Annotated in this window: 21 protein-coding genes; 7 read left to right on the top strand and 14 right to left on the bottom strand. The window is 63.0% G+C overall.

Annotated features, from left to right (window positions below):
- Window positions 1–35: 35 nt before the first annotated feature.
- From ACZ889_RS15945 to ACZ889_RS15920, 6 genes are all read left to right on the top strand, one after another.
- Window positions 36–1,487: a heme utilization protein gene (locus ACZ889_RS15945; RefSeq protein ID WP_476257550.1), complete on the top strand. Its 1,452-nt coding sequence runs from the start codon at window positions 36–38 to the stop codon at window positions 1,485–1,487.
- Between the two features lie 61 nt (window positions 1,488–1,548).
- Window positions 1,549–2,229 carry a C39 family peptidase gene (locus ACZ889_RS15940; protein WP_003253917.1) on the top strand — a complete coding sequence of 227 codons (681 nt, stop codon included), beginning with the start codon at window positions 1,549–1,551 and terminating at the stop codon, window positions 2,227–2,229.
- 45 nt (window positions 2,230–2,274) lie between these two features.
- A complete protein-coding gene (locus tag ACZ889_RS15935) occupies window positions 2,275–3,027 on the top strand; it encodes a hypothetical protein (protein ID WP_180688207.1) in 753 nt (250 codons plus the stop codon).
- Between the two features lie 46 nt (window positions 3,028–3,073).
- Window positions 3,074–4,354, top strand: coding sequence for a hypothetical protein (locus ACZ889_RS15930; protein WP_180688208.1), 1,281 nt, complete (start codon window positions 3,074–3,076; stop codon window positions 4,352–4,354).
- Between the two features lie 135 nt (window positions 4,355–4,489).
- Window positions 4,490–6,691: an LTA synthase family protein gene (locus ACZ889_RS15925; RefSeq protein WP_476257549.1), complete on the top strand. Its 2,202-nt coding sequence runs from the start codon at window positions 4,490–4,492 to the stop codon at window positions 6,689–6,691.
- A 94-nt stretch (window positions 6,692–6,785) separates the two neighbouring features.
- Complete coding sequence (locus ACZ889_RS15920) at window positions 6,786–7,514, top strand: DUF899 domain-containing protein (RefSeq protein ID WP_476257548.1); 729 nt, start codon at window positions 6,786–6,788, stop codon at window positions 7,512–7,514.
- Window positions 7,515–8,178: 664 nt separating this feature from the next.
- On the opposite strand, the gene ACZ889_RS15915 is transcribed toward ACZ889_RS15920, so the two are convergent.
- From ACZ889_RS15915 to ACZ889_RS15870, 10 genes are all read right to left on the bottom strand, one after another.
- Window positions 8,179–9,548, bottom strand: a protein-coding gene (locus ACZ889_RS15915; protein ID WP_372340364.1) for an IS3 family transposase whose coding sequence is annotated in 2 segments (ribosomal slippage) — window positions 8,179–9,048 and window positions 9,051–9,548 — 1,368 coding nt in all. Because the reading frame shifts where the segments join, the coding sequence is not laid out codon by codon here.
- A gap of 338 nt (window positions 9,549–9,886) precedes the next feature.
- Window positions 9,887–10,510: an urease accessory protein UreG gene (gene ureG / locus ACZ889_RS15910; RefSeq protein ID WP_003253923.1), complete on the bottom strand. Its 624-nt coding sequence runs from the start codon at window positions 10,508–10,510 to the stop codon at window positions 9,887–9,889.
- Window positions 10,511–10,521: 11 nt separating this feature from the next.
- Window positions 10,522–11,196: an urease accessory protein UreF gene (locus tag ACZ889_RS15905; protein WP_098090494.1), complete on the bottom strand. Its 675-nt coding sequence runs from the start codon at window positions 11,194–11,196 to the stop codon at window positions 10,522–10,524.
- Window positions 11,196–11,741, bottom strand: a complete 546-nt coding sequence (locus ACZ889_RS15900) for a HupE/UreJ family protein (RefSeq protein ID WP_003253925.1) — start codon at window positions 11,739–11,741, stop codon at window positions 11,196–11,198. Before ACZ889_RS15900 ends, ACZ889_RS15905 begins: the two co-directional genes overlap by 1 nt.
- An 18-nt stretch (window positions 11,742–11,759) precedes the next feature.
- Window positions 11,760–12,263, bottom strand: a complete 504-nt coding sequence (ureE, locus tag ACZ889_RS15895) for an urease accessory protein UreE (RefSeq protein WP_003253926.1) — start codon at window positions 12,261–12,263, stop codon at window positions 11,760–11,762.
- 9 nt (window positions 12,264–12,272) lie between these two features.
- A complete protein-coding gene (gene ureC / locus ACZ889_RS15890) occupies window positions 12,273–13,976 on the bottom strand; it encodes an urease subunit alpha (protein ID WP_476257547.1) in 1,704 nt (567 codons plus the stop codon).
- Entirely contained in the window at window positions 13,973–14,290 is a 318-nt protein-coding gene (locus ACZ889_RS15885) for an urease subunit beta (protein ID WP_010953752.1), read from the bottom strand. Before ACZ889_RS15885 ends, ureC begins: the two co-directional genes overlap by 4 nt.
- A 19-nt stretch (window positions 14,291–14,309) precedes the next feature.
- Complete coding sequence (locus ACZ889_RS15880) at window positions 14,310–14,612, bottom strand: urease subunit gamma (protein WP_003253929.1); 303 nt, start codon at window positions 14,610–14,612, stop codon at window positions 14,310–14,312.
- Window positions 14,613–14,621: 9 nt separating this feature from the next.
- Entirely contained in the window at window positions 14,622–15,455 is an 834-nt protein-coding gene (locus tag ACZ889_RS15875) for an urease accessory protein UreD (protein WP_182374994.1), read from the bottom strand.
- Window positions 15,456–15,732: 277 nt separating this feature from the next.
- A complete protein-coding gene (locus ACZ889_RS15870; protein WP_476257546.1) occupies window positions 15,733–16,647 on the bottom strand; it encodes a site-specific integrase in 915 nt (304 codons plus the stop codon).
- Between the two features lie 215 nt (window positions 16,648–16,862).
- Between ACZ889_RS15870 and ACZ889_RS15865 the strand changes: the two genes are divergently transcribed.
- Complete coding sequence (locus ACZ889_RS15865; RefSeq protein WP_182374993.1) at window positions 16,863–18,044, top strand: NnrS family protein; 1,182 nt, start codon at window positions 16,863–16,865, stop codon at window positions 18,042–18,044.
- A 99-nt stretch (window positions 18,045–18,143) separates the two neighbouring features.
- Here the strand turns inward: ACZ889_RS15865 and ACZ889_RS15860 are convergent, their stop codons facing one another.
- From ACZ889_RS15860 to ACZ889_RS15845, 4 genes are all read right to left on the bottom strand, one after another.
- A complete protein-coding gene (locus ACZ889_RS15860; protein ID WP_476257545.1) occupies window positions 18,144–20,405 on the bottom strand; it encodes an ATP-dependent DNA helicase in 2,262 nt (753 codons plus the stop codon).
- Window positions 20,402–22,051 carry a VRR-NUC domain-containing protein gene (locus tag ACZ889_RS15855; RefSeq protein ID WP_476257544.1) on the bottom strand — a complete coding sequence of 550 codons (1,650 nt, stop codon included), beginning with the start codon at window positions 22,049–22,051 and terminating at the stop codon, window positions 20,402–20,404. The genes ACZ889_RS15860 and ACZ889_RS15855 overlap by 4 nt, the downstream gene beginning before the upstream one ends.
- 125 nt (window positions 22,052–22,176) lie before the next feature.
- The gene (locus ACZ889_RS15850; RefSeq protein WP_406669821.1) at window positions 22,177–23,484 is read right to left on the bottom strand and encodes an MFS transporter; all 1,308 of its coding nucleotides are present in this window, start codon (window positions 23,482–23,484) and stop codon (window positions 22,177–22,179) included.
- A 99-nt stretch (window positions 23,485–23,583) separates the two neighbouring features.
- Window positions 23,584–24,801, bottom strand: coding sequence for a fumarylacetoacetate hydrolase family protein (locus ACZ889_RS15845; RefSeq protein WP_476257543.1), 1,218 nt, complete (start codon window positions 24,799–24,801; stop codon window positions 23,584–23,586).
- Window positions 24,802–24,807: the final 6 nt, after the last annotated feature.

Raw genomic sequence — 24,807 nt, 5'->3', positions numbered from 1 at the left:
ACGACACTTAACCTAATAGCGTACGGAGAATCACCATGAAACCCTCGATGGCAATCAAGCCTCTGGTTTTCGCAATTGCTGCGGTCATGGCTGTTGCTGTACAAGCTGGGCAAAATGATCGGCGTAATGACCACCACAACGGCCACCATAACAATGGTCATCACAATCCTCCACCCACCAAGATCCCTGTGTATGCAACGGCCAATGCCTGGGATACCCAAACCAGCACTCGCAACCGCATCTCCAATGAAGGCACCATCAACGAAGCCGAGATGAGTGACTCTGGCACCGGCTCCAGCGGCAACGTTGGCATAAACGTGGCGGCCGGTAACGGCAACCAGCAAGACAACGCCGCTGCCATTGCCAACGCAGGCTCCGACTCGAGCCTGGACAACAGCTTCGTGTTCGGCATGGCCAGTGCCACGGCTGACGTTGTGCAAACCAGCAGAAACAACCGGGTCGACAACTATTCGACCCAGTCTTCGGCGGTGATGAGCGGCTCAGCCAGCGGGGCTGAGGGCAACATTGGCATCAACGTTGCCGGTGGCGACCTCAACCAGCAGAAAAACACCATGGCCATCGCCAACACCGGTGCGCCGCTGGGTAACGCCACTGCCACGGCTTCGGCCAATCAGGACGGCCCAGGCCTGGTTGTAAACAACAGCGCCGACCGCACCTACCGGGTGGATACGATTACCATCACCAAGTCGGCCAGCGGTTCAAGCTCGAAGGAAGGCAGCTTCAACTCGACCGACGACCGCAGCTCGTCTTCGAGCTTCAGCGTCGCCGGTGCGCATAGCGCCAGCTCCAGCGGCTCCAGTGGCTGGGACTCCAGCGGCTCGCAATCCAGCAGTGCCAGCGGCTCCCACAACTCGAGCGCAAGTGGCTCGTTCGGCTGGGGTGCCAGTGGCTCTGCCAGCGGCAGCCACAGCGCGTCGAGCAGCGCCAGCCTGGCAGCTTCGCTGGACGCTGACGTTAGCGCCTCGCGTACCCGGACCACCGACTATGGCCGTCACGAGCGTACCGACTCCAGCTCCTTCGATGGCTCGCTGAGTGCGTCGCTGGATGTGTCGGTCGACAAGTCGCACGAAAGTGCATACGACTCGTCGTTCGAGAAAGCATTCGACTCCAACTACGACAAGGCGCATCAGTCGTCGTACGACAAGTCCAAAGAGTCTTCGTACACCAAGTCTCACGACTCTTCGTACGAGAATGCTTCGGCGTCTGAGTTCTCGAAGTCTGGCGAGCAATCAAAACAATCCTCGAACGACGTTTCGAAGAGCTACAGCGAAAGCAGCGCCTACGACTTGAGCAATACTGTGTCCTTCCAAGTGCTGACCCCGACCGGCTGGGCCAACCCAGTTACCAACACTGCAACCCTTAGCGGTTCGGTGAACGGTGGCAGCGGTAACCTGGGCGTGAACGTAGCAGCCGGTGTGGGCAACCAGCAAAGCAACTCGCTGGCCATCTCCAACACCTCGTTCTAACCGCTGTGCTTGAGGCCCCCTTCGGGGGGCCTTTCTTCAACACACCGTAAGGCACCCGATCATGCGTATTTTCGCCTTGGCGTTTTTGCTGTGCCTGGCCAGCGTGAGCGAAGCTGCACAAATGCCGCTGTCCGTCCTGCCGGGCGGCGCCGTGGTGTTCAAACCGATCCAGAGCTTGCGCGAACGCAAGTTCGCCGACCTGGTGCAACAAAAGACCGACTTCAGCTGCGGCGCGGCCGCGCTGGCGACCATCCTGCGCCAGGCCTACTGGCTGGATGTGGACGAACATCAGATCATCGAAGGCATGCTGGCCCACGCCGACCAGGACCTTGTGCGCACGCAAGGCTTCTCGATGCTCGACATGAAGCGCTACGTCGAAAGCCTCGGGATGCGGGCCCGCGGTTACCGGGTGGCGCCCGAAACCCTGCACAGCGTGCGCATTCCCGTCGTGGTGCTGATGGATGTGCGCGGCTACAAGCACTTCGTGGTCATGCAGAAAGTCGACAAAGGTTGGGTGTACATCGGTGATCCGGTGCTGGGCCACAGGCGATACAAGGTCGACGATTTCCTCAAGGGCTGGAACGGCATCATCTTCGCGGTGATCGGCCAGGGTTACGACAAGAACAACATCCTGCTCGACCCGCCCCTGCCACTGACCGCCAAGGGCCGGGTGAACAACTTCACCCCCGTGCAGGACTCAGAGCTGCTGGACTTCGGCTTCATCAGAAGCGACTTCTTCTAACGACTGTTCTAATGACAAGGAGCATGAAGCTCCAGGGAGCATTTCATGAAGACTTCATTGTGGTTGGCCATCGCCTGCCTGGCAGCCAGCTTGCCCAGTCACGCAGAGGCGTTGAAACCCATTGAACTGAAGGACCAGGAGCTGGCCAACCTCCGGGGCCGCTATGTGATGCCCGGACGAATCGTGAGCTTCGGCATTGTCATGTCCAGCACCTGGCAAAATGCAAAAGGGGATGTGATCGGGGCAACGTCCACGCTGCAGGTTCAGCAATCGACCATCAAACCCCAGTTCTATGTCTCGATGATCGATAGAAAAGGCGCAGGTACGGCGCCGAGCAGCGCGTCTGCTGCCGGGACTGGCGTGGTAACGGGCGGCAACGGCCTGACCACCACCGAAGGTGTGACCCAGGTGGTCCGTGCAGCCGGTGACAACAACGCCGCTTACAACAACGTCGATATCAACGTGACCAAAGCCAACCAGGCCCCCGCCGTACAACAGCACGGCCAGGTACTGGCCGCCGGCCAGACCCTGGTCGGGGAAAATGGCGCCGGCGCGCTCAGTGTGTCTTCCAGCGGTGTGGGTGTGCAGCTCAACATCAATGCCAGCAACAACCAGGGCAGCAGCGTGCAACGCCTGGCCCAGGGTGGCCTGCTGCAGAACTCGACGCTGCTCGGCAACGGTAACCTGGTCAACAACGTCACCACCTTGAACGTTGTCATGCGCGAGAGCGTGCCGACAGCGGCTTCCCTCAACGGTAGCCTCGACCAGCTCAAAGGTCTTCGCACCTTCGGATACTGATCTACGCTCAGTCTCATCAAAAGTAGTTGGAAGGGACGGCAACTCCATGTACCGATCTTTTACGCTCAGAGCTTTTGTGTGCTTGACTGCCTTGGCCCCAGCCACAGCACTTTACGCAGCTGCCGACCCACAGGTCGAAGCGCTGAAACAGGAACTGATTGAACTCAAACGCCGCTATGAGGCACAGCAACAGGCACTGATGGTGCTGGAGCAACGTGTGCGCCAGGTCGAGGAGGCCCCTGCTGCCGCGCAACCCAAACGCTTGGTCAAGTCTCCGGCCGAGGGGGTGAAAGGTGCGCAGACCGTCGCTTCTGGCGCACCGGGCACTACAGGGAGCTCCTACGGCCAGGCGCTGACAGCCGATTCCGAGCCGGCGCAAAGCGTTTCCAACCTGTATGACGAAGCCAGCGGATTCTTCGGCGGGGGCAAGTTCAGCTTCGAAACCGGCGTCACCTATACCCATTACGATACCCGTGCGCTGACCCTCAATGGCTTTCTGGCACTGGACTCGATCTTCCTCGGCAGCATCAACCTCGACCGGATCAAGGCTGACAACTGGACCCTGGACATGACCGCGCGCTATAACCTGGCGCAACGCTGGCAGTTCGATATCAACGTCCCCGTGGTTTACCGCGAATCCACCTACTCGTCTGGCGGTGCGGGGGGAGCCGGGGCAACCACTTCCGATGCCAGCGTGACCCGCGACCCGGAAATCGGCGATATCAACGTTGGGGTGGCCTATAAATTCCTCGACGAGGACGAAACCTGGCCTGACGCAGTGGCCACCCTGCGAATCAAGGCGCCGACCGGCAAAGACCCCTATGGCATCAAACTGCGCGAGGTGGACGGCAACAACAACCTCGCGGTACCGGAAAGCCTACCGACCGGCAACGGTGTATGGTCGATCACACCGGGCATCTCGCTGGTCAAGACCTTCGACCCGGCCGTGCTGTTCGGCAGCCTGTCCTACACCTACAACATGCAAGACTCGTTCAGCGACATCAGTCCACAGGTGAACAGCAAGGTGCCGGGTGACGTCAAGCTTGGCGACTCGTGGCAGATCGGCGGTGGCATCGCCTTTGCCCTGAACGAAAAGATGAGTATGTCGTTCTCGGTATCCGACCAGTTCGCCCGCAAGAGCAAGATCAAACCTGATGGCGGCGACTGGCAATCGATCTCCAACAGTGACTACAACGCCGCCAACTTCAACATTGGCCTGACCTTCGCCGCCACCGACAACCTGACCATCGTGCCCAACCTGTCCATTGGTCTGACCGATGACGCACCTGACTTTTCTTTCAGCCTGAAATTCCCTTATTACTTCTGATAGTTGCCATCGGCCGGGCCTGTGCGAACGGGCCCGGCTTTGGTTACAAGCCTTGTAACCGGCCGCCTTCCCTGCCCAGGCCTGATATCATCAAGCACAGATGCATGACGATTTAATGGCAAAAGGGAAGTTTTTGTGAAGAACCTGTCCGACCACCCAAGCACCCGGCTTGCCACTTTGGCGGCCCTGGTGCTGGTGATCCCACTGGGTACGCGCGCCATGCTGGGTTGGTCCAACCCGTTCGGTTACCTGTCCGATCTCGCCCTCGGCAGCCTGTTGATAGTGCTGCTACACCGCAGGCCGTGGTGGCTGGCGCTGCCGGTGCTGCTGGCCTGGGCGGCGCTTTGGGTGGCCTCGGCCGAACTGGTGAGCGCAGTGGGCCGACTGCCCACCAGCGCCGACCTTAACTACCTGACCGACCCGCAATTCATGGAGAATTCGACCGGTGGCGGCCTGGCCCATGCCTGGCTGCCCTGGGCCCTGGGTGGCGGCCTGCTGGCCTGGCTGGCCTGTGCGTGGCGCAGCCGTGCACGGCGTAGCCAGCCACTGCCGCGCAAAGCCTGGGCCATACCCGTACTGCTGTTCGGCGCGCATTGGGGCAGCCAGCAGTTGCTACCTTCCGATGCCGACCAGTGGCGGCAATACAACCTCCCCCACCAGTTGATGTCTGCCGGGGTCGGTAACCTGCAACGCCAGGTCGAAGGCTGGATGGGCCGCACGCAAACCTTCACCCCGCTGGCCAGCAGCGGCCTGACTCAATCCGACCTGCATGGGCAAAGGCTGCTTGCCGGCCCTGGAAGCGCCCGCAACTTGCTGGTGATTACCCTGGAAGGCATCCCAGGCGCCTACCTGCAGCCTAACCGCCAGGCGCTGAACAGCCGTTTCAACGACGACTTGATGCCCAAGCTCAGCAAGTGGGCCGAGCGCGGCATGAACACCCCAGACTACGTGCTGCACACCCACCAGACCATCCGTGGCCTGTATGCGATGCTGTGCGGCGATTACGACAAGCTGGCCAACGGCACGCCCAAGGGCGTAGAACTGCTGACCCAAAACGAACGCAACCAGGCCTGCCTGCCGGCGCAATTGCGCCAGGCCGGCTTCACCACCCACTATCTGCAAGGCGCGGGGCTGCGCTTCATGGCCAAGGACCGCATCATGCCGCACATCGGTTTCGATGCGGTGCATGGCCAGGAGTGGTTCGCCAACAAGAACTACCTGGACTTCCCGTGGGGCAAGGATGACCGCGCCTTCTTCGAAGGTGCCCTGGGCTATGTGGGCCAGTTGCAGAAGCAGGACAAGCCATGGATGCTGACGTTGCTCACTGTGGGCACCCACCAACCCTATTCGGCGCCGGCCGAGTACCTCGAGCGCTTCGACACACCGAAACAGGCAGCGGTCGCCTACCTGGATGACGCAGTCGGGGCATTTCTTGACAATCTTGAGCGCCAGGGCGTCCTCAAGGACACACTGGTGGTGGTGACTTCCGACGAGTCCCACGGCATCGATGGCGTGCGACTGGCCTCGTCCTGGGGCTTCAACCTTACCCTGGCGCCAGAGCAGACCCAGCTGCCAACCATCAAGCGCGGCACCTACGGCCATATCGACCTGGCCACCTCGCTGCTCGACTACTTCGCACTGCCCATTCCCGTCGCGCTTGGCGGTCGCTCGCTGTACCGCGACTACGACAGCGGCCGCGAGATGATCTCCTACACCAACGGCATGCTGCGCTACCACAACGGCCAGGGCCTGTTCACCGAATGTGACTTCCAACAGCGCTGCCGGCGTTATGCCAGTGAGGGCTTTATCGCCGACCAGGCCCGCTACCTCGGTCCGGCCGACAGCCTGCTGGGCCAACAGATCGGCGCCTTGGCCGGGGTGCTCGACCAATCCTTGCTGCAAACCCCGCTCAACCTGCGCTACCAGTTCGGCGGCCCTTCGCCGATCAAGTTGCGCAAGCGCATTGACGATGACTGGGCCGACAACCTCATTGGCGCCCAGTATCTGGAAATGCCCGGAGGCTCGCATACCCGCGTGCGGGTCAAGGTCCGCTCGCTGGACCCTGAACGTGCGGCTTATATCCGGCTCAAGGCCAAGCAGTTGGAACAGGACGTGCCGCTGGGCCTGCCAGAAGAGGTAAAGGTCACTGCCGACGCGCCACTGGAGATGGAGTTCAGCTTCGACAACCCGACCGAGCGCAAGGCGTTTTCCTTCCACTTGCTGGGCTATGGCGGCGGCAAGGTAGAAGTCAGCGACTTCAGCGTGATCACCGCCCTGCCGGGTGAGGATGACGACGCCGAAGAACTGGCCGAGGGGCATATCGCTCATTCGGGCTAAGCAGGTACCGCTCATCGCCCGGCCACCGGTGCTTGTCGAATCGACCTGGTCGTACTCGACCAAGGTGTGAATCCCCCAGCGAGGAGACAGCACCATGAGCACCCGCGAAAGCAGGCACCCGGTGGTTTCCCGCAGCCAGTGGCTGGCGGCTCGCCAGCAACTGTGGCTGCACGAAAAAGCATTTACCCACCACCGCGACGCGCTAGCTGCAGCCCGTCGCGCCCTGCCTTGGGTAAAGGTCGAGCAGGATTACCGCTTCTTCGGGCCAAACGGCGCGTTGAGCCTCGCCGACCTGTTCGCAGGCCGCAGCCAGTTGCTGCTTTACCACTTCATGTTCGCCGAGGGTTGGAGCGAGGGCTGCCCCGGCTGCTCTTTTCTGGCCGACCACTTTGACGGCGCCAACCTGCACCTGGCCCACCACGATGTGTCGCTGGTGGCGGTGTCACGGGCCCCGTATGCCGAATTTCAGGCATTTCGCCAGCGCATGGGCTGGCAGTTCCCGTGGTATTCGTCGCATGGCAGCGCCTTCAACGAGGACTTTGGCGTCAGTGTCGGCAGTGAAGGCCAGCGGCAGTACAACTATGAGCCGTATGAGGGCAATGAAAGCGAGCTGCCCGGCTTGAGTGCGTTTTTCCGCGAAGACGACGGCAGCGTGTACCACACCTACTCAACCTACGCCCGCGGGCTGGACATTCTGGTCAACACCTACAACTTCCTCGACATTGCGCCACTGGGGCGCAACGAAGATGGGACCATGGACTGGGTGCGGCACCATGATCGCTATGAAGGGCAACCGGACAAGCCTCACTGCTGTCACAAATGATGCAGGCAACACACACCTGTGGGGCAACTGTCTTGCTCAACATTCGAAGGCTTGCGCGGTCGCCCCGTAGGAGCGGGTTCACCCGCGAAAGGGCCGGGCCTGCTGGCCAATCTCGACCCGCCGTTCACCGTTGCCGCCGCTACCGTATTCGCGGGTAAACCCGCTCCTACACCTGATCGGGGTGGACACACATCGGTGATTGGACACAGCCCGTCGTGTAGGAGCGGGTTCACCCGCGAAAGGGCCGGGCCTGCTGGCCAATCTCCACCCGCCGTTCACCGTCGCCGCCGCTACCGTATTCGCGGGTAAACCCGCTCCTACACCTGATCGGGGGTGGACACACATCGGTGATTGGACACAGCCCGTCGTGTAGGAGCGGGTTCACCCGCGAAAGGGCCGGGCCTGCTGGCCAATCTCGACCCGCCGTTCACCGTTGCCGCCGCTACCGTATTCGCGGGTAAACCCGCTCCTACACCTGATCGGGGGTGGACACACATCGGTGATTGGACACAGCCCGTCGTGTAGGAGCGGGTTCACCCGCGAAAGGGCCGGGCCTGCTGGCCAATCTCCACCCGCCGTTCACCGTTGCCGCCGCTACCGTATTCGCGGGTAAACCCGCTCCTACACCAGATTGAGCTGCGCCCCAGATGTTGGACGGTCGGTGCTAGGCTACCTCAGCTTGAGTTCTGTAAGCCACAGGACTCAGGCCGTTGAGTTTCATTTTAATGCGGTCATGGTTGTAATAGTGGATGTACTCATCCAGTCCCGCCTGTAGCTCTGCGACGCTTTTGAAGCGCTCACGGTAGAAGTATTCCGATTTCAGCGTGCCGAAAAAACTCTCCATCGCGGCGTTGTCCAGGCAGTTACCTTTGCGTGACATGCTTTGCTCAAGCCCTGCTTCCTTCACACGTGCACAGTAATCAGGGTATCGGTAGTGCCATCCTTGGTCCGAGTGCAGCAGTGGTTTGTTGCCCGCCGGAAGCAGTTGAATCGCGCGCTCCAGCATTTCGCCGACCAAGGTGAAGCGCGGTCTGGTGTCGGTGCGATACGTCACGATTTCGCCGTTGTACAGATCCATTACAGGCGAGAGGTACAGCTTTTCACCCGCCACTTTGAACTCAGTGACATCGGTAACCCACTTCTGGTTAGGCTGATCAGCCTGGAAATTACGCTTGAGAATATTAGGCGCGGCTTCTCCCATCAGGCCCCGATACGCCTTGTACTTCTTCGGACGGACCGTGCACTTGAGGTCTAGAGCAGCCATCAGCCGGCGCACCTTTTTACTGTTAACCAACTGCCCAGAACTGCGCAGCGCAGAGGTAACCCGCCGATAACCATAACGACCGCGATGTCGGTCGCAGATCTCCTGGATCGAGATTTTGAGAGAGGCACACTTATCCCCGGCCTCAAGCAGCCCTAGCTGGTAATAGTAAGTACTGCGTGGCAGGCCGGCAGCCTTGAGCAGATCGGCAAACGGGTAGTGTTCGCGCAAAGCCCTTACTAGCCGGGTTTTTTCCTGGCTTTCTTCAGCCTCGCCTTCTCCTCGTCGAGCTCCTCGAGCTTTTTTAGGTAGGCGTTCTCCGCTTCAAGCTGGCGAAGTCTCTTGAGCAGCTCCGCATGGGTAAGCTCCTCGATAGGTTTGGGAGCGGTCTCTTCGGGCTTGCGCGGGGCTTTAGGCATAGGGTTAACCAATATCTTTTTGCTTGAGGACAGGGCTTGGAAGCCGCCACTGTAATACTGTTCCTCCCAGTGCCGCACCTGAGATGAGTTACCCAGGTTGAACAACGCTGCGGTGGCCCGGAGCGACAGCTTCTCGCGCCACATACGGTAGAGCACAGAAAGCTTGAACTCGCTGCTGTAATGACCGCCAGGCTTCTCGAAGCTGGCCTCACCATGTAACTGATAGGACATGACCCAACGGCGCAGCAAAGTCGGATCGATTTGAAACAGCGCCGCGATGTGGCGAAAGCCTCGGCCACGCTTGAGGAAAGCCTGGATGGCTGACTGCTTGAATTGTGTTGAGTACTTGCTCATGAAAACCCCCAGATGATGGACAGATGTCCAACATCTGGGGCGCAGCTCAGATCGGGGGTGGACACACATCGGTGGTTTGACACAGCCCGTCGTGTAGGAGCGGGTTCACCCGCGAAAGGGCCGGGCCTGCTCGCCAATTTTCACCCGCCGTTCACCGTCGCAGCCGCTACCGTATTCGCGGGTAAACCCGCTCCTACACACAGATCGTTGGTGGACACACATCGGTGATTGGACACAGCCCGTCGTAGGAGCGGGTTCACCCGCGAACACCGGCAGAGCCGGTGCCATCCACCGCGTTGGTCTCTGTGCGGACATGCCCGCACAGAGACCTCGATCTGTCAGGCTCGCACACCCAGCATCCCGCGCTCAACGATAAAATCGATCACGGCCTGCAACCCCTCGCCCTTCTTCAGGTTGCTGAAGGTCCAGGGCCGCTGCGGCCGCATGCGCTGGGTGTCGCGTTCCATCACTTCCAGTGAAGCCCCGACATAAGGCGCCAGATCGGTCTTGTTGATCACCAGGAAGTCGGACTTGGTAATGCCTGGGCCGCCCTTGCGCGGGATTTTCTCGCCCTCGGCCACGTCGATCACGTAAATGGTCAAGTCAGCCAGCTCCGGGCTGAACGTGGCGCTGAGGTTGTCACCGCCGCTTTCCACGAAAATGACTTCGAGGTTACCGAACTTGCGCGCCAGCGCTTCGACCGCCGCCAGGTTCATCGAGGCGTCTTCACGAATGGCCGTGTGCGGGCAGCCGCCAGTTTCAACGCCAACGATGCGCTCCGGCTCAAGGGCGCCGGCCTCGGTGAGGATGCGCTGGTCTTCCTTGGTATAGATGTCGTTGGTAACCACGGCAATCTGGTAGTGATCGCGCATGGCCTTGCACAGCGCTTCCAGCAGAGCGGTCTTGCCAGAGCCGACCGGGCCGCCGACACCGACGCGCAGGGGTTGTTGATAGCTTTGCATGCAGGCAGTCCTCAGGAACGGAACAAACGGGTGTATTGGGTTTCGTGACGCGATGAAGCGATGGCCAGCAGCGGCAGGCCGCCGCCAAGCTGGTCATCGCCCAGGACCAGCGCCTGGTCCAATGCAGCGGGCAAGTCGGCGCCAAGGTCGCGCAGCAAGGTCTGGGCAGCCTGCTGGCCGAACGGCACCAGCTTGACCCCGGCCATGACCGCGCCCTCCAGCCAGGCAAAGCCATGGCCCAATGCCAGCTGGCGCAACGGGATGGCCCAGTGCGCAGCCAGCCAGGCCATGCCGCCCAACTGGGTCAGCTCAAGGCTGGCGCGCCAGGCGGGTGCCTGGCCCAGTTGCCAGCCGTCGAGCAACCGCGCCAGCGCTGCGCCGCGCTGCTGTTCTTCCAGGCGCAGCTCGGCGGTTTCGCGGTTGGCCAGCAAGAACCGGCTCCAGTGACCGAACGCTTCGGCGTCCTCAGCCTGGCAGGCGTGGTACAGACGCGCCAGCACCGGCCAGTCGAGGCAGGCCAGGGTGTCGTGAACCTGCTCACGCTGCCAGCCGGCAAAACTGTCCACGCCCCGAACCCAGCCGGCCTCGACCGCCCACTCCAGGCCTTGCGAATAGGTAAAACCACCCACCGGCAAGCCGGGGCTGGCCAACTGCAGCAGGCGCAGCAGCGCCAGGTCGCTGTTCATCAACCGGCCAGCACCAGCGCGGCGCCGGCCAACAGGCCACCGCCAAAGGCCTTCTGCAGGCCGCTGTGGCGGCGCAGCAGGCAACCGACTGCAAAGCCCGCCGCCAGCAGCAAGCCGCTGACCACGACAAACCCCGCGCTGAATTGCCAGAACGCGCTCGGCGTGGCTTCTACGCCATGTGCCCAACCATGGAACAAGGCGAACACCGGCATGGCCATGGCCAGCAGCGACTGGCGGCTCGGCAGCAGCACCGCCCCGGCAGCCACCAGCAGCGACACGGCAATCAGGGTTTCCATGCCCAGCACATCGCCAAACAGGTGACCGCACACGGCGCCACCGAACATGGCCGCCAGGGTCGCCAAAGGCAACGTCAGGTTGCGCCGGGTCAACGCGGCGAGCACGCCGGTGCCCAGCAGCATCAGCAGGTGATCGAGCCCGGTCAGCGGGTGCAGCAGGCCGTCCTGCAGCGGGTTGCTGTCATGGCCTGGATGGGCGAAGGCTGGCAGTGCCAGCATCAACAGAAACAGGGCGAAAGTCTTTTTCATCGGTTGCTCCAGGGCAGTTCAGGAATGGGCAGGCAGGCGTACGAACGGGTGATCGTGGCCATGGGCATGACTGTGGCTGTGGCCATGCGGTGCACTTTGGTAAGCGCCCGCTTCAGGCTCGAACGGGGCCTGTTCGGCCTCTACCGTCAGGCCCAGCCCCCGCAGCATGTCGTCCAGCACATGGTCGTGCTGGAAGCGCAACAGCCCGGGTTCGATCTGCAGCGGCACATGGCGGTTACCCAGGTGGTAGGCGGCGCGGGCCAACAGGTGTGGATCGGCACAGCGCACCGTCGACACCGCCTCGGGCGCCGCCAGCACGCGGATCAGCTGGGTGCCCTCGGCATCGGCCAGCAATTCACCTCCGCGCAGCAGGTGGCCGCGCTCCAGCATCAGCCCGGCTTCGCGGCCATCGTCCAGGGTTACTCGCAGGCGGCTCTTGATACGGCTGTCCACGTCGAGGGTGACAGTGCCACTGACAACCCGCGTGCCGGGTTCGGAGATACGGCGGCTCAAGACAATCATTTGTGCTCCTCAGAACAGGAAATAGCGCTGGGCCAGCGGCAGTTCGCTGGCCGGCTCGCAGACCAGCAGCTCGCCATCGGCACGCACCTGATAGGTCTGCGCATCGACTTCGATCAGCGGCTGCAGGGTGTTGTGGACCATGTGCGGCTTGCGTACCCGCCGGCAGCCGTTGACCACGCCAATCAGGCTGCGCAGGTTCAGCTCCTCGGCCAGCCCGCGGTCCATTGCCGCCTGAGGCAGGAATGTCATGCGTGTGGCATGCCGCGCCGCACCCAGCGCGCCGAACATCGGCCGATAGTGGACAGGCTGGGGGGTGGGTATGGAGCCGTTGATGTCGCCCATGGGCGCGGTGACGATCATCCCGCCCTTGAGCACCAGGGCCGGTTTGACCGCAAAGAACGCTGGCGACCACAGCACCAGGTCGGCCAGCTTGCCGACCTCCACCGAGCCCACTTCGTGACCGATGCCATGGGTGAGTGCCGGGTTGATGGTGTACTTGGCGATGTAGCGCTTGACCCGGAAGTTGTCGCTGTACGGGGTGTCCGGTGCCAGCGGCCCGCGACGCAGCTTCATCTGGTGCGCCACCTGCCAGGTGCGCAGCACCACCTCGCCAACCCGGCCCATGGCCTGGGAGTCGGACGAGGTCATGGCAAAGGCGCCCATGTCGTGGAGGATGTCCTCGGCAGCGATGGTTTCGCGGCGAATGCGCGACTCGGCGAAGGCCACATCCTCGGCGATGCTCGGGTCCAGGTGGTGGCAGACCATGAGCATGTCCAGGTGCTCGTCCACGGTGTTGATCGTGTACGGCAGGGTCGGGTTGGTCGAGGATGGCAGCACGTTGGCCTGCCCCGCCGCACGGATGATGTCCGGGGCATGGCCGCCACCGGCACCTTCGGTATGGAAGGTGTGGATGGTGCGGTCGCCGATGGCCGCCAACGTGTCTTCGATACAGCCCGACTCGTTGAGGGTGTCGGTGTGAATCGCCACCTGGATATCCATTTCCTCGGCCACGCCCAGGCAACAGTCGATGGCTGCTGGCGTAGAGCCCCAGTCTTCATGCAGTTTGAGCCCGACAGCACCTGCGGCAATCTGCTCGCGCAGCGCGTCCGGCCGCGAGGCATTGCCCTTGCCCAGCAGCCCGATGTTGATCGGCAAGCTGTCGGCAGCCTGCAACATGCGCGCAAGGTACCAGGGGCCGGGCGTGCAGGTGGTGGCATTGGTGCCAGTGGCCGGCCCGGTTCCACCGCCGATGAACGTGGTGACACCGCTGTTCAATGCCTCATCCACCTGCTGCGGGCAAATGAAGTGGATATGCGAATCGACCCCCCCGGCGGTGACGATCTTGCCCTCGGCCGCGATCACCTCGGTCCCTGGCCCGACCGGCACGTTCACGCCCGGCTGCACATCGGGGTTGCCGGCCTTGCCGATCACCGCGATGCGTCCATGCTTGATGCCGATGTCGGCTTTGACGATGCCCCAGTGGTCGATGATCAGCGCATTGGTCAACACCAGGTCCATGGCCTCGGCCGCCAGCATCTGGCCCTGCCCCATGCCATCGCGAATGACCTTGCCGCCGCCGAACTTCACCTCTTCGCCGTAGATCGTGAAGTCTTTCTCGACCTCCACCCATAGCGCAGTGTCGGCCAGGCGCACGCGGTCGCCAACCGTGGGCCCGAACATGTCGGCATAGGCCTGACGGGAAATACGGCTCATGCCCTGCCCTCCAGCGCGCCCATCACCTTGCCCTGAAAACCATAGACCTCACGCTTGCCGGCGTAAGCCACCAGTTGCACGGTACGCGCCTGACCCGGCTCGAAGCGCACGGCAGTGCCGGCCGGGATGTCCAGGCGAAAGCCCAGGGTGGGCGCACGGTCGAATACCAGCGCGTCGTTGACCTCGTAGAAGTGGTAGTGCGAGCCGACCTGCACCGGCCGGTCGCCATGGTTGGCCACACTGACGCTGACCGTTTCTCGGCCACTGTTCAACTCGATGTCGCCCGCGGCGACCTGGATTTCACCTGGGATCATGCGACGCTCCTTGGCGGTTTCAGACGATGGGGTCATGCACGGTCACCAACTTGGTGCCATCCGGGAAGGTCGCTTCGACCTGCACGTCGTGAAGCATTTCAGCGATACCGGGCATCACCTGCTCACGGGTCAGCACTTCACGCCCCAGGCTCATCAGTTCGGCGACTGTGCGGCCATCGCGGGCGCCTTCGAGCACCGCGGCACTGATCAGCGCCACGGCCTCCGGGTAGTTGAGCTTCAGGCCACGGGCCAGCCGCCGCTCCGCCAGCAGCGCGGCAGTGAACAGCAGCAGTTTGTCTTTCTCTCTCGGGGTAAGCTCCATGGTGCTCTCTCAGGTAGCCCAGATACGCGGCGGGCAGGCTGGCAGGCCCAGGATGGCCGGGCGCAGCACATGCCACAGGCGTTGCAGGGTGCGTTGCAGGTGTTGGTTGTCATGGTCGAGCACGCGGATCACCAGCAACGACCCGAGCAGGGTCGCACCGGCCGGGTTGCCCAGTTCATCGAGTAGCGGGCGAACCTGCTCCAGCACTGCCTGATCGGCAGGTGCGGCACAAAAGGTGGCGAGTAGCGGATGCCCACCCAGCTTGCCCAGGTGCCCGCCTGCGAGCCGCAGGCGCTCATGCAGGCCAACCTCGTCAGGCAGTTCGATGTGCAAAAGGCTGTCGAGGGCGCCATGGTCGAAACGCTCGTTCATGACCGGACGGCCCAGGCACAGGGTTTCCCAGGCCAGCAGGCGGGCGCCCGGCTCGAGGGTAAAACGGCTGGCGAGGCTGGCGCGGGCGCCGGAGAAGAAGATGCTGTCCTGCGGCAGCCACTCCAGGGTGCTGCCCGCGGCCAGATGGAAGCGTTGGGTCAACCGCGCGGTCGGGCCAATGCTGCGGTAGAACTTGCTGGCGCCGGGCATGGTCAGCAGCGCGTGGCTACCCGGCTCCAGGTGAATGTCCAGTTCCAGGCGGTCGCCGGCGACGATACCGCCTGGCGGGTGCAGGACATAGACATGGCACGGCGCACCTTCAGGATAGAAAGGCCGCTGCACCAAAAGAGGTCCGAAATGCTTCCACGCACCAAGGCGGGTCACGCCGTCACGCTGGACAAAGCGCAACTGCAGGTGAGCACTCCAGCCTGCATCGTCTTGTTGTTGTTCGATCTGCTCCGCGAGCGACATCCTGCGGCCCCTGAAATCCGTGGCCTGCTGGCCGTTTAGAGGGTCCGGCGCGGGCGCCTGCTAGCGCGCACGGCCTGACCACTCGATCAAATTCGCAGGCTGGATATAGCAGGTTGCGGGCCAACTTCGCAGGTGAACGATGATGAAACCTGTGCGGTGCCCGCTCTGGCATCGGGCATGCGGGGGAATGGCGCACAAAGCAGGGGCGTGTGTCGGCCCTGTTTCGGTGCCGGCATACGTGAAAATGGGGCTGCTTTGAGCCCCACAATATCAAGCCTCAGTAATCGAAGCGGTCCACGGCGCGCCGACGCTCGTTGTCATCACGCCGGTCATAGATGGCCGTAGTCTGGATATTGGCATGGTGCGCCAGCTTCTGCGCAATCGACAGGTCGTGCTCTTCGATCACCCGGGTAATGAATGCCCGGCGAAAATCGTGCGGCATGATCTTCACCCCCACCTGCGCGCCGCGCTGGCGGGCAATGTAGTAGATCGCATGCTTGGTAATGCGCGCCCGGGTAATGTGGTTGCCGCGACGGATGCGGTTGAACAGGAACGGGTCATCTTCCGCCCCGGCAGGCAGGTCCTGGCGGCGCAGTTCAAGCCAGGCCTGCAGCTTCTCGAACGCCCACGGCGGTGCGTACTTGACCAGCTGGTGGTTGCCCTTGCCCACTACCTGCAGGCTGCGCGCCTCGAAGTCGACCTGGTCGAGGTCGATGTCGACCGACTCCGACTTGCGCATGCCGGTGCCGTAAAGCAAGGCAATGATCGCCGCATCACGTACCCCCTGTGGCCGCGGGTCGGCGGCGCACACATCCATCAGCTCGCGGATCAGGCTGCGGCGCAGGTTGCGCCCTGGCGGCAAGCGGGTGCCCGTGGCCGGCTTGACCTCGCGAATACGCAACAGCTGCTCGTGGTCGATCAGGCCCTGACGCCAGGCCTCGTTCATCACCCCGCGAATCGCGTTGACGTACAGCGACGAGCTGTTGGGCGCGAAGCCATCGGCACGCAGGGCAGCCACCAGTGCAATCACATGGCCCGGCTCGAGCCGATGCCAAGGCACATCGACAATGTTGCAGTCGACAAAACCTAGCCGGTCGGCGGCGTCCTGAAGAATGTAGCGCATGGTTTGCTGGCTGGATGGGGCCAGACGGGCCATGTACTGCAGCAGCGGATTTTTCGAGAGGTCGGACAAAACGTGAATCCTGTAGCGAAGCGTCAGCCGGCACTGAACCAGGCAAACCCTGAAGCAAGTCAAAACGACATACAAGCCAGTCTGAATGACCGCAACACACGCGTGTCATTCGGACCCTGAGAAGTGCCATCACCTTGATATTCAAGGGCTTTGCAACTGGCACGGATCGTGATCTTACCCCAATTGAAGCCTACTGAACGAACCAAGGACTGCCCATGCTCGTGCAACCCACTGCTTCACGCCCACGCCAAGCCGTCTGGAGCCTGGGTTTTCGCCCGTTCTTCCTGGGTGGCAGTTTGTTTGCGCTGATCGCCCTGCTGTTGTGGGCCGGCGTACTGGCTGGGGCACTGGCCCCTGCACCGCCCGGGGGTATGCTCGCCTGGCACCGCCACGAGATGCTTTACGGCTTCGCCGCCGCCATTATCGCGGGTTTTCTGCTGACCGCCGTGCAGAACTGGAGCGGCATCCCAGGCATGAGCGGGCGGGCGCTGCAGGGTGTGTTCCTGCTTTGGCTGCTGGGGCGGGTAAGCTGGTTCATGCCACTACCGGGTAGCTTGCTGGTACTGGTCGAGGGCAGCTTCCTGCCATTGGTGGCATTGAGCCTGGCACGACCGGTCCTGCAACGGCGCCTGCGCAACAACTACCCGATCGTCGTACTGGTGCTGTTGATTGCCGCCTGCCAGTGGCTGACCTTGGCCGGCTGGTTGCACCAGGACGAACTGTGGCAGCGTCGTGGAATATTTGCCGGGCTGTGGCTGGTGACGGCGATGATGACCGTACTCGGCGGCCGGGTCATACCATTCTTTACCCGCCGTGGCCTGGGTTACCTTGACGCGGCCCCTGCCCGCCCATGGCTGGACCGAGCCTGCCTGTTGCTCGGCGTCGCAGTACCGCTGGCGTTTGCCACCGGCCTGGCCGATACGCCGCAAGCAAGCCTGGCGGTGCTGTTTTTTGCCTTGTTCGCGCTGCACGCGACCCGACTGGTGCTGTGGCACGACCGTGGCCTGTGGCGCGTACCGTTGCTGTGGTCGCTACACCTGGCCTACGCCTGGCTCGCCCTGGCCTGCCTGGGCATGGCGTTGTGGCATAGCGGGGTGGCCCTGAGCCCGAGCCTGGTGACCCACGCGCTGACCGTTGGCGCCATGACCGGGCTGATCCTGGCCATGATGGCGCGGGTCAGCCTGGGCCACACCGGCAGGCCATTGCAGGTGCCGACCAGCATTGCCTGGGCCTTTGCCCTGATGCAACTGGCGACCTTGGCCCGGGTGATTCTGCCGCTGTTCACATCGCTGGGGGTAAGCGTTTCGGCACTGTGCTGGAGCCTGGCGCTGTTGCTGTTCCTGCGCCATTACCTGCCCATCCTGCTGCGGCCCCGGGCAGACGGAATGCCCGGTTGACGCGCTTGGGCCGTCTTGCGGCGGTGTGCCATGTGGGGAGCTTGGTGGGTGGTTTGATCACACCCCTGATTGCGCCTGATCGCCAAAGGCGAAAGACCGCTAGACAATAGCCGCCGCCCACCACCCTGGAAACATCTGCTGCACCCGGGGCTCGGCGAAGCGTTCGTCAATCAGCACCAGTACGCCACGGTCCTGGTCACCCCGAATAACCCGGCCCGCCGCCTGGATCACCTTGCGCACGCCCGGGTAGAGGTACGCGTAATCGAAACCCGCTCCAAATTGCCGCCCCAGGCGCTGTTTGAACTGCTCGTTGACCGGGTTGACCTGAGGCAGCCCCAGGGTAGCGACAAACGCGCCAATCAGCCGCGTGCCGGGCAAATCCACCCCTTCGCCGAAAGCGCCGCCCAATACGGCAAAGCCCACACCTCGGCCATCGGCGACAAAGCGATCGAGAAATGCCTGGCGGGCCGCCTCGTCCATGCCCGGCTCCTGTGACCACAGCGGAATCTGCCCATGCTGCTCAGCCAACAGCCCTGCCACCTGTTGCAGGTATTCGAAGCTGCTGAAGAACGCCAGGTAGTTACCCGGCATACGCTCATACTGCCGGGCAATCAGGTCAACGATCGGCGCCAGGGAGGCTTGGCGCTGCTGGTAACGGGTGGACACCTGGCTGGCAATGCGCACCTCCAGCTGTTCGGCACGGAACGGCGCGGCCACGTCCAGCCAAGCGGTATCGGCTGGCATGCCCAGCAGGTCGCTGTAGAAGTGCCGTGGGCTCAAAGTGGCGGAAAACAGCGTCACACTGCGCGCCGCCTGCATGCGTGGTGCCAGCAGCCGCGCCGGGGTGACATTGCGCAGGCACAGCGTGGCCAGCCGCCGCTTGCGCGGGCCCTGGCGCTGGCTGATGTCGAACAGAAAGTGCTCGTCGAACAGCTCGGCAACCCGGCAGAACTGCAAGGCCTGATAGTAGAACTGCAACACCTGGGGGTCCATGTGCGTGGGGGCCTGGTTCATCTGCTCCTGAATCACCCCGACGCACTGCTGCAGGGCGCGCAGCAGGCCTTCAGGCAGCGACTCACTGGCCTGGTACGGCGCACGCTGCTCTTTATACAGGGCGTTCCACTGCCTGTTCAGGCGGTCCAGCGCACTGACCAGCCCAGGCGGTTTGCTCTGGCGCAACGCCAGCAGCTGGCCCTGGTCAAGGCTGGCGCTGTACATGCCGCGCCCACGTTCGACCAGGTTATGCGCTTCGTCCACCAGTACTGCCACTCGCCACTGGTTGAGCTGGGTCAGGCCGAACAGCAAAGCATGCGCATCGAAGTAGTAGTTGTAGTCGGCGACCAGCACGTCGGCCCAGCGCGCCATCTCCTGGCCCAGGTAGTACGGGCACACCTGGTGCGCCAAGGCCACTTCACGCAGGTTGGCGCGGTCGAGCAACGGCAGTGCTGCCGCAGCCTCGCGCGCAGCCGGCAAACGGTCGTAGAAACCTGCGGCCAATGGGCAGGACTCACCATGACAGGCCTTGTCCGGGTACTCACAGGCTTTGTCGCGGGCGATCAACTCCAATGTGCGCAGGGCAGGTTGGGCCGTGGCATCGGTGATCTGGCGCAGGGCATCCAGGGCGAGTGCCCGGCCTGGTGTCTTGGCGGTGAGAAAAAACAGCTTGTCCAGCTGCTGCGGCACCATGGCCTTCAGCAGCGGGAACAAGGTACCAAGGGTTTTGCCAATGCCGGTGCTGGCCTGGGCCATCAGGCAACGGCCGGTACTCACCGCCTTGTACAAGGTTTCAGCCAACTGCCGCTGGCCCTTTCGGAACTGTGGGTAAGGGAAACTCAGCGCCAGCAGGCCTTGGTCACGGTCGGCCAGGCGTCGTTGCTGCGATCGGGCCCAGCCCAGAAAGCGCTGGCACTGGGTTTCGAAGAAGGCCTGCAGCTCGGCAGCCGAACAGTGCTCCGTGAACAGCGTCTGGCTGTCGCTGTCCACGTCGAGGTACACCAGCGCCACCTCGATGGCGGGCAGTTGCCGTGCCTGGCACATCAACCAGCCATAGACCTTGGCCTGCGCCCAGTGCAACTGACGGTGATTGGCCGGTTGACGCGCCAGATCGCCACGGTGCGTCTTGATCTCTTCCAGGCGATTGCTGCCAGGGTCATAGCCATCGGCGCGGCCCCGCACCCTGAGGGTTTCGAACTGGCCTTCAAGGGCGATTTCCGACTCGTAGCCAGCAGCCCGCCGTGCCACCACCCGCTGATGCCCTTCGATACCCTCCTGGGCGGTGGGCGATGGCGTGAAGCGCAGGTCCAGGTCGCCGACCTTGGCGCTGAACTCACACAAGGCGCGCACCGCTACGCTGTAGCTCAAGGCGTTTCGCTCCAGCGCACGTGGCACACCGCGACCGGCAGGCCGTGTTGCCTACAGAACTCCAGCCAGCGCAGCTGATTGTCCTGCAGGCGGTCACCGGGCCCCTTCACCTCGACCATGCGATAACGGCCCTGCTCGGGCCAGAACTGAATCAGGTCGGGCATGCCGGTACGGTTGTTGCGAATGTCCTGCAACAGGCGCAGGAAACATTGCTTGAGCGCCGCGGCCGGCAGGCAAGCCAAGGCCTGCTCCAGCAGTTCCTCGCTGAGCATGGACCAGAACACGAACGGCGACTGCAGCCCCTGTTTGGCCGCGTAGCAATCGAGAATCGCCTGGCGATGGCTACCCTCGTCGAGCCTCCCGAGGCAGCGTTCGAACAGTGCACTGCGCCGTTGCTGGAAGTCGCTGTCGTGCAGGTCCTGTGGCGCGGCCTGGAACGGGTTGAAGAATGCGCCGGGCACCGGGGCGAAGATGGCCTCCCAGCACAACAGGCCAAACAGGCTGTTGAACAGCGTGTTTTCCACGTAATGCGCCTGCCCCCCCTCTTGCATCAGGTGCTGACGCACGGCTTCTTCAACGCCCAGTGCAGCGTCCCCGCGGGGCAGTTCGAGCTCGATCAGTTCCAGCGGCGTGGTGCGCTGGCGCCGCTGTGGCGGGCCGCCGAGTTTGCGCGCCAGGCGTGGCAGCATGCGCTGCAGCGCCTGCACCTCCAGCGCGTTGGCAGGTGCCGCAGCCAGTTGCACCGCCAGTGCATGGGCCTGGTGCCACTGTTCGGTGCGCTCCAGCACCCTCACCTGGCGAATGCGCGCCTGGGGATGGTTGCATTGCGCATACACCGTCGTGGCCAGGTCCCATTCACCCAGGCGTTCGCATTGTTGGCCCACGGCGAATTGCAGCCGCGCATGGCGCCGGGCCAGCCAGGGGTTGCTGCTGTGCAGGCCCTGCAGGGTGGCAAGGATCGGCAGGGGGTCGCCGCCCTGCTCCAGGCGCTCGGCGCACTGGTGCAGCGCCATGGCCAGGTCGACATCGTCACGTTGCTGCAAGGCACGCGAATCGGAGCTGAACGGCACCTGCTCGTAACGCAGCAAGCCCAGGTCGGCGAGGACGAAGTCTGACCAGTCCTGGTACAGGTTGCCGAAGAACAGCAGGCGCATGCGGTCGCACAGAGGTTGCAGGCACCACTGGAGGATGCGCACCTCGCTGTCAGGAAACCACTCGACCAGTGACCGGGCTGCCAGCGCCAGGGGTTGCAGCTGTGCCAACAACTCATGCTTGGCCGCGCGCGGGCGGTTCAGTTGCCGGGCGAAGCAGCGGGCCAGTTCTTCCTTGCGCAGCAACGCGAACAGCTGTTCAAGGTCCAGTTGCTCGGGCTCCCGTACCCAGCCGAGGGCCAGCAACGGCTGCAGCGCCAGCGCAGTATCGCCGATTTCGGCGTAGTCGAGCCGATCGCTGCGAAACAACTCGCCTTTGCGCATCACCATGCGCACCATCAAGGCCTGGGCTGGCGCTTGCAGTTGACTGAAGGCACGGATGAAGGCCAGTTCCTGGTCATCGAGCAGGTCCTGGTAGCGCTGTTCGACCCACAGCACGACCTGGCGGAAGTTATGCAGGTAGTAGAACGGGTCGTCGACGGAATGGGCGATCACGGGCGGAAGTCAGATGGCGGCAACAGGCACTGTTTATACATACAGATACCCCTCCATGACAAGCGCCGCGGGTCGCGTCACAATCAACCAAGGGTTCAGGGGCTGCACTGCAGCCCCCGTAGCGTTCACGCCTGTTCAGTTGCGCCAGCCATCCCGCCCGCCTCGACCTTGGCACTGCCAATGGGTGCCTGTAGCAGCAGGAAGTACGCCACCGCCGAGCACAGCGCCACCACCGCGCTGATCATGAACGCTGTGGTGAACGAGCCCGAGTACTGGATGCTGAAGCCCGTCGCGATCGGTGCCACCGAGCCTGCGATGTAACCGCCGAAGTTCTGGATCGAGCCAAACGAGGCCACGCGCTGGCTGTCGACAATGGTGTTGACGATCATCCAGGCGGTGGCACTGGCCATATTGATGCTGAACAGCGCCAGGCAAAGCAGCATGATGCACCCCGTCAGGCCGGTGACGAACGACAGTGGCAAGGTGAACAGCGCTGCCAGCAGCAGGCCAGTGATGACACTGAACTTGCGGCTGCCCAGCACGCTCATGCCACGCCTTACCAGCCAGTCACAGAAGCGCCCGGCAACGATGGTACCTGCCGCACCGAAGCCATACGCCAGCGACACCACCCAGGCGGTCTTGTACAGGTCCAGGCCATGCTCGCGCTCGAAGTAGCCCGGCAGCCAGGTCAAGTGCAGCCAGAGCATGTAGATCACCCCCATGAAACCCAACACCGCGCCCCAGGTACTGCGGTGCTTGAACAGATCAAGCCAGCCGGCAAAGTACGAAGCCTTCGGCGCGGTTGCCGTGGCGGCCGCAGCCTGGCGCTCACTCGGCAGCGGTTTGCCCTCGGCGGCAAGCTCTGCCAGAAAACGGGCCTTGCTCTTGTAGAAGGTCAGCCAGCACAGCGCCAGCACCACGCCGATCACGCCGGTGATGATGAACATGCCGCGCCAGCCAAAGTTGACCATGAACAGCGTCAGCAACGGCGGCGCCAGGCAGGGGCCAAGACAGGTCGACGACCAGACCACACCGGTCGGGGTGCCGCGCTCGTTGGCGTCGAACCACTCCGACAATGCTTTGGCCGCCGATGGGAACATCGGCGCCTCGCCAATCCCCAGCAACACCCGCAGGCCCATGAAACCGGCAAAACTGTTGACCATGCCAAACGCCGCCTGGGCAACCGACCAGCCCAGCAACGAGGCGCCGAGGGCGATCTTGCTGCCCAGGCGGTCGATGATCATGCCCATTGGCAACTGGGCAAAGGCATAGGCAATGGAAAACGCCGACAACAGGATGCCCATCTGCGACGGGCTGATCATCATGTCTTTCTGGATGGAGGTGTTGGCGATCGACAGCGCACTACGGTCCAGGTAGTTGACGATGCCGATCAGCAGCAGGAACACGACGGTAATGCGCTGGTACTTCTTCATTGGGTTCATGTGATGACCTTTATTATTATTGTTGCCGCGCTGTCAGCGCCTTGACGATCCCTCGATGATGCTGCGCCCCTCCCTGACGCAGCGAGCCGTTCAAAGCGGGCGGGCGGTGGCCGCGACCTCCAGCAGGCCACGCCGGCCGAGGTTGTCGATCAACGCGCGCAGGCCGAAGTCCCACTGCGGTGCCAGATCGCTGGTGGTCACGCGGTTGCACAGGGTACCCAGTTGCGGGTTGCTGATGCTCACCACGTCACCCGGTTTGTGGGTAAAGCCGTTACCCGGCTGATCGCGGTCCTGCTTGGGGGCGAACAGGGTACCGAGGAACAGCACCAGGCCGTCAGGGTACTGGTGGTTTTCGTTGAGGGTTTGCTGCACCAGGTCTTGCGGGTCACGGCTGATCTGGCGCATGGAACTGCGCCCGGAGAGGATGAAGCCGTCCTCGCCTTCCACCCGCAGGTCCACCTCGGCAGCACGCACATCGTCCAGGCCGAAACTTTCGTCAAACAACCGCAGCAGCGGGCCCAGTGCAGTGGAAGCGTTGTTGTCCTTGGCCTTGGACAGCAGCAACGCGCTACGCCCTTCGAAGTCACGCAGGTTGACGTCGTTGCCGAGCATGGCGCCCTTGATGCTGCCATTGCTCGACACGGCCAGCACCACTTCCGGCTCTGGGTTGTTCCAGCTGGACTTGGGGTGGATGCCGATGTCGGCGCCGTAGCCAACCGCAGACAGCGGTTGGGCCTTGGTGAACACTTCGGCATCCGGGCCTATACCCACCTCCAGGTACTGTGACCACAGGCCCTGCTCTACCAGCACCTTGCGCAGCGCTTCGGCCTGAGCCGAGCCGGGCACGATCTGCGACAGGTCGGCGCCGATGCGGCTGGCCAGGGTGTCACGGATGGCGTCGGCCTTGGCCGGGTCGCCCTTGGCCTGTTCTTCTACCACACGCTCCAGCAGGCTGGTGGCGAAGGTCACACCAGCGGCCTTCACCGCTTGCAGGTCGATCGGCGCCAGCAACCAGGGCTGGTGCGGGGTGCGCCGTGTGGGATCGCTGTTGCCCAGCAATGCCGGCAGTGCAATCAAGGGTCCGGCCAGCGGCAAGGCACGCAGGTAGGCCACCGGATCGTCCACTTCCAGCAGCGCCGAGACGGTCGCCACGTGGGTGCTGATATCGTAGACGGCGCCGGCTTTCACCAGCACCACCGCCGGCCCCTGCTCCGGCAACCAGACGCGCCCTACCCAGCTGCCGCGGTCGAAAACGCTGGCATCATGGCTCAGTGGCAGCGGTTGATTGGCGTTCGTTCGATCAGTCATCTGTGT

The organism is Pseudomonas sp. TE3895 (genome assembly GCF_056278855.1).
The sequence above is the reverse complement of the archived record's forward strand: the minus strand, read 5'-3'. Positions and strand labels throughout refer to the sequence as shown.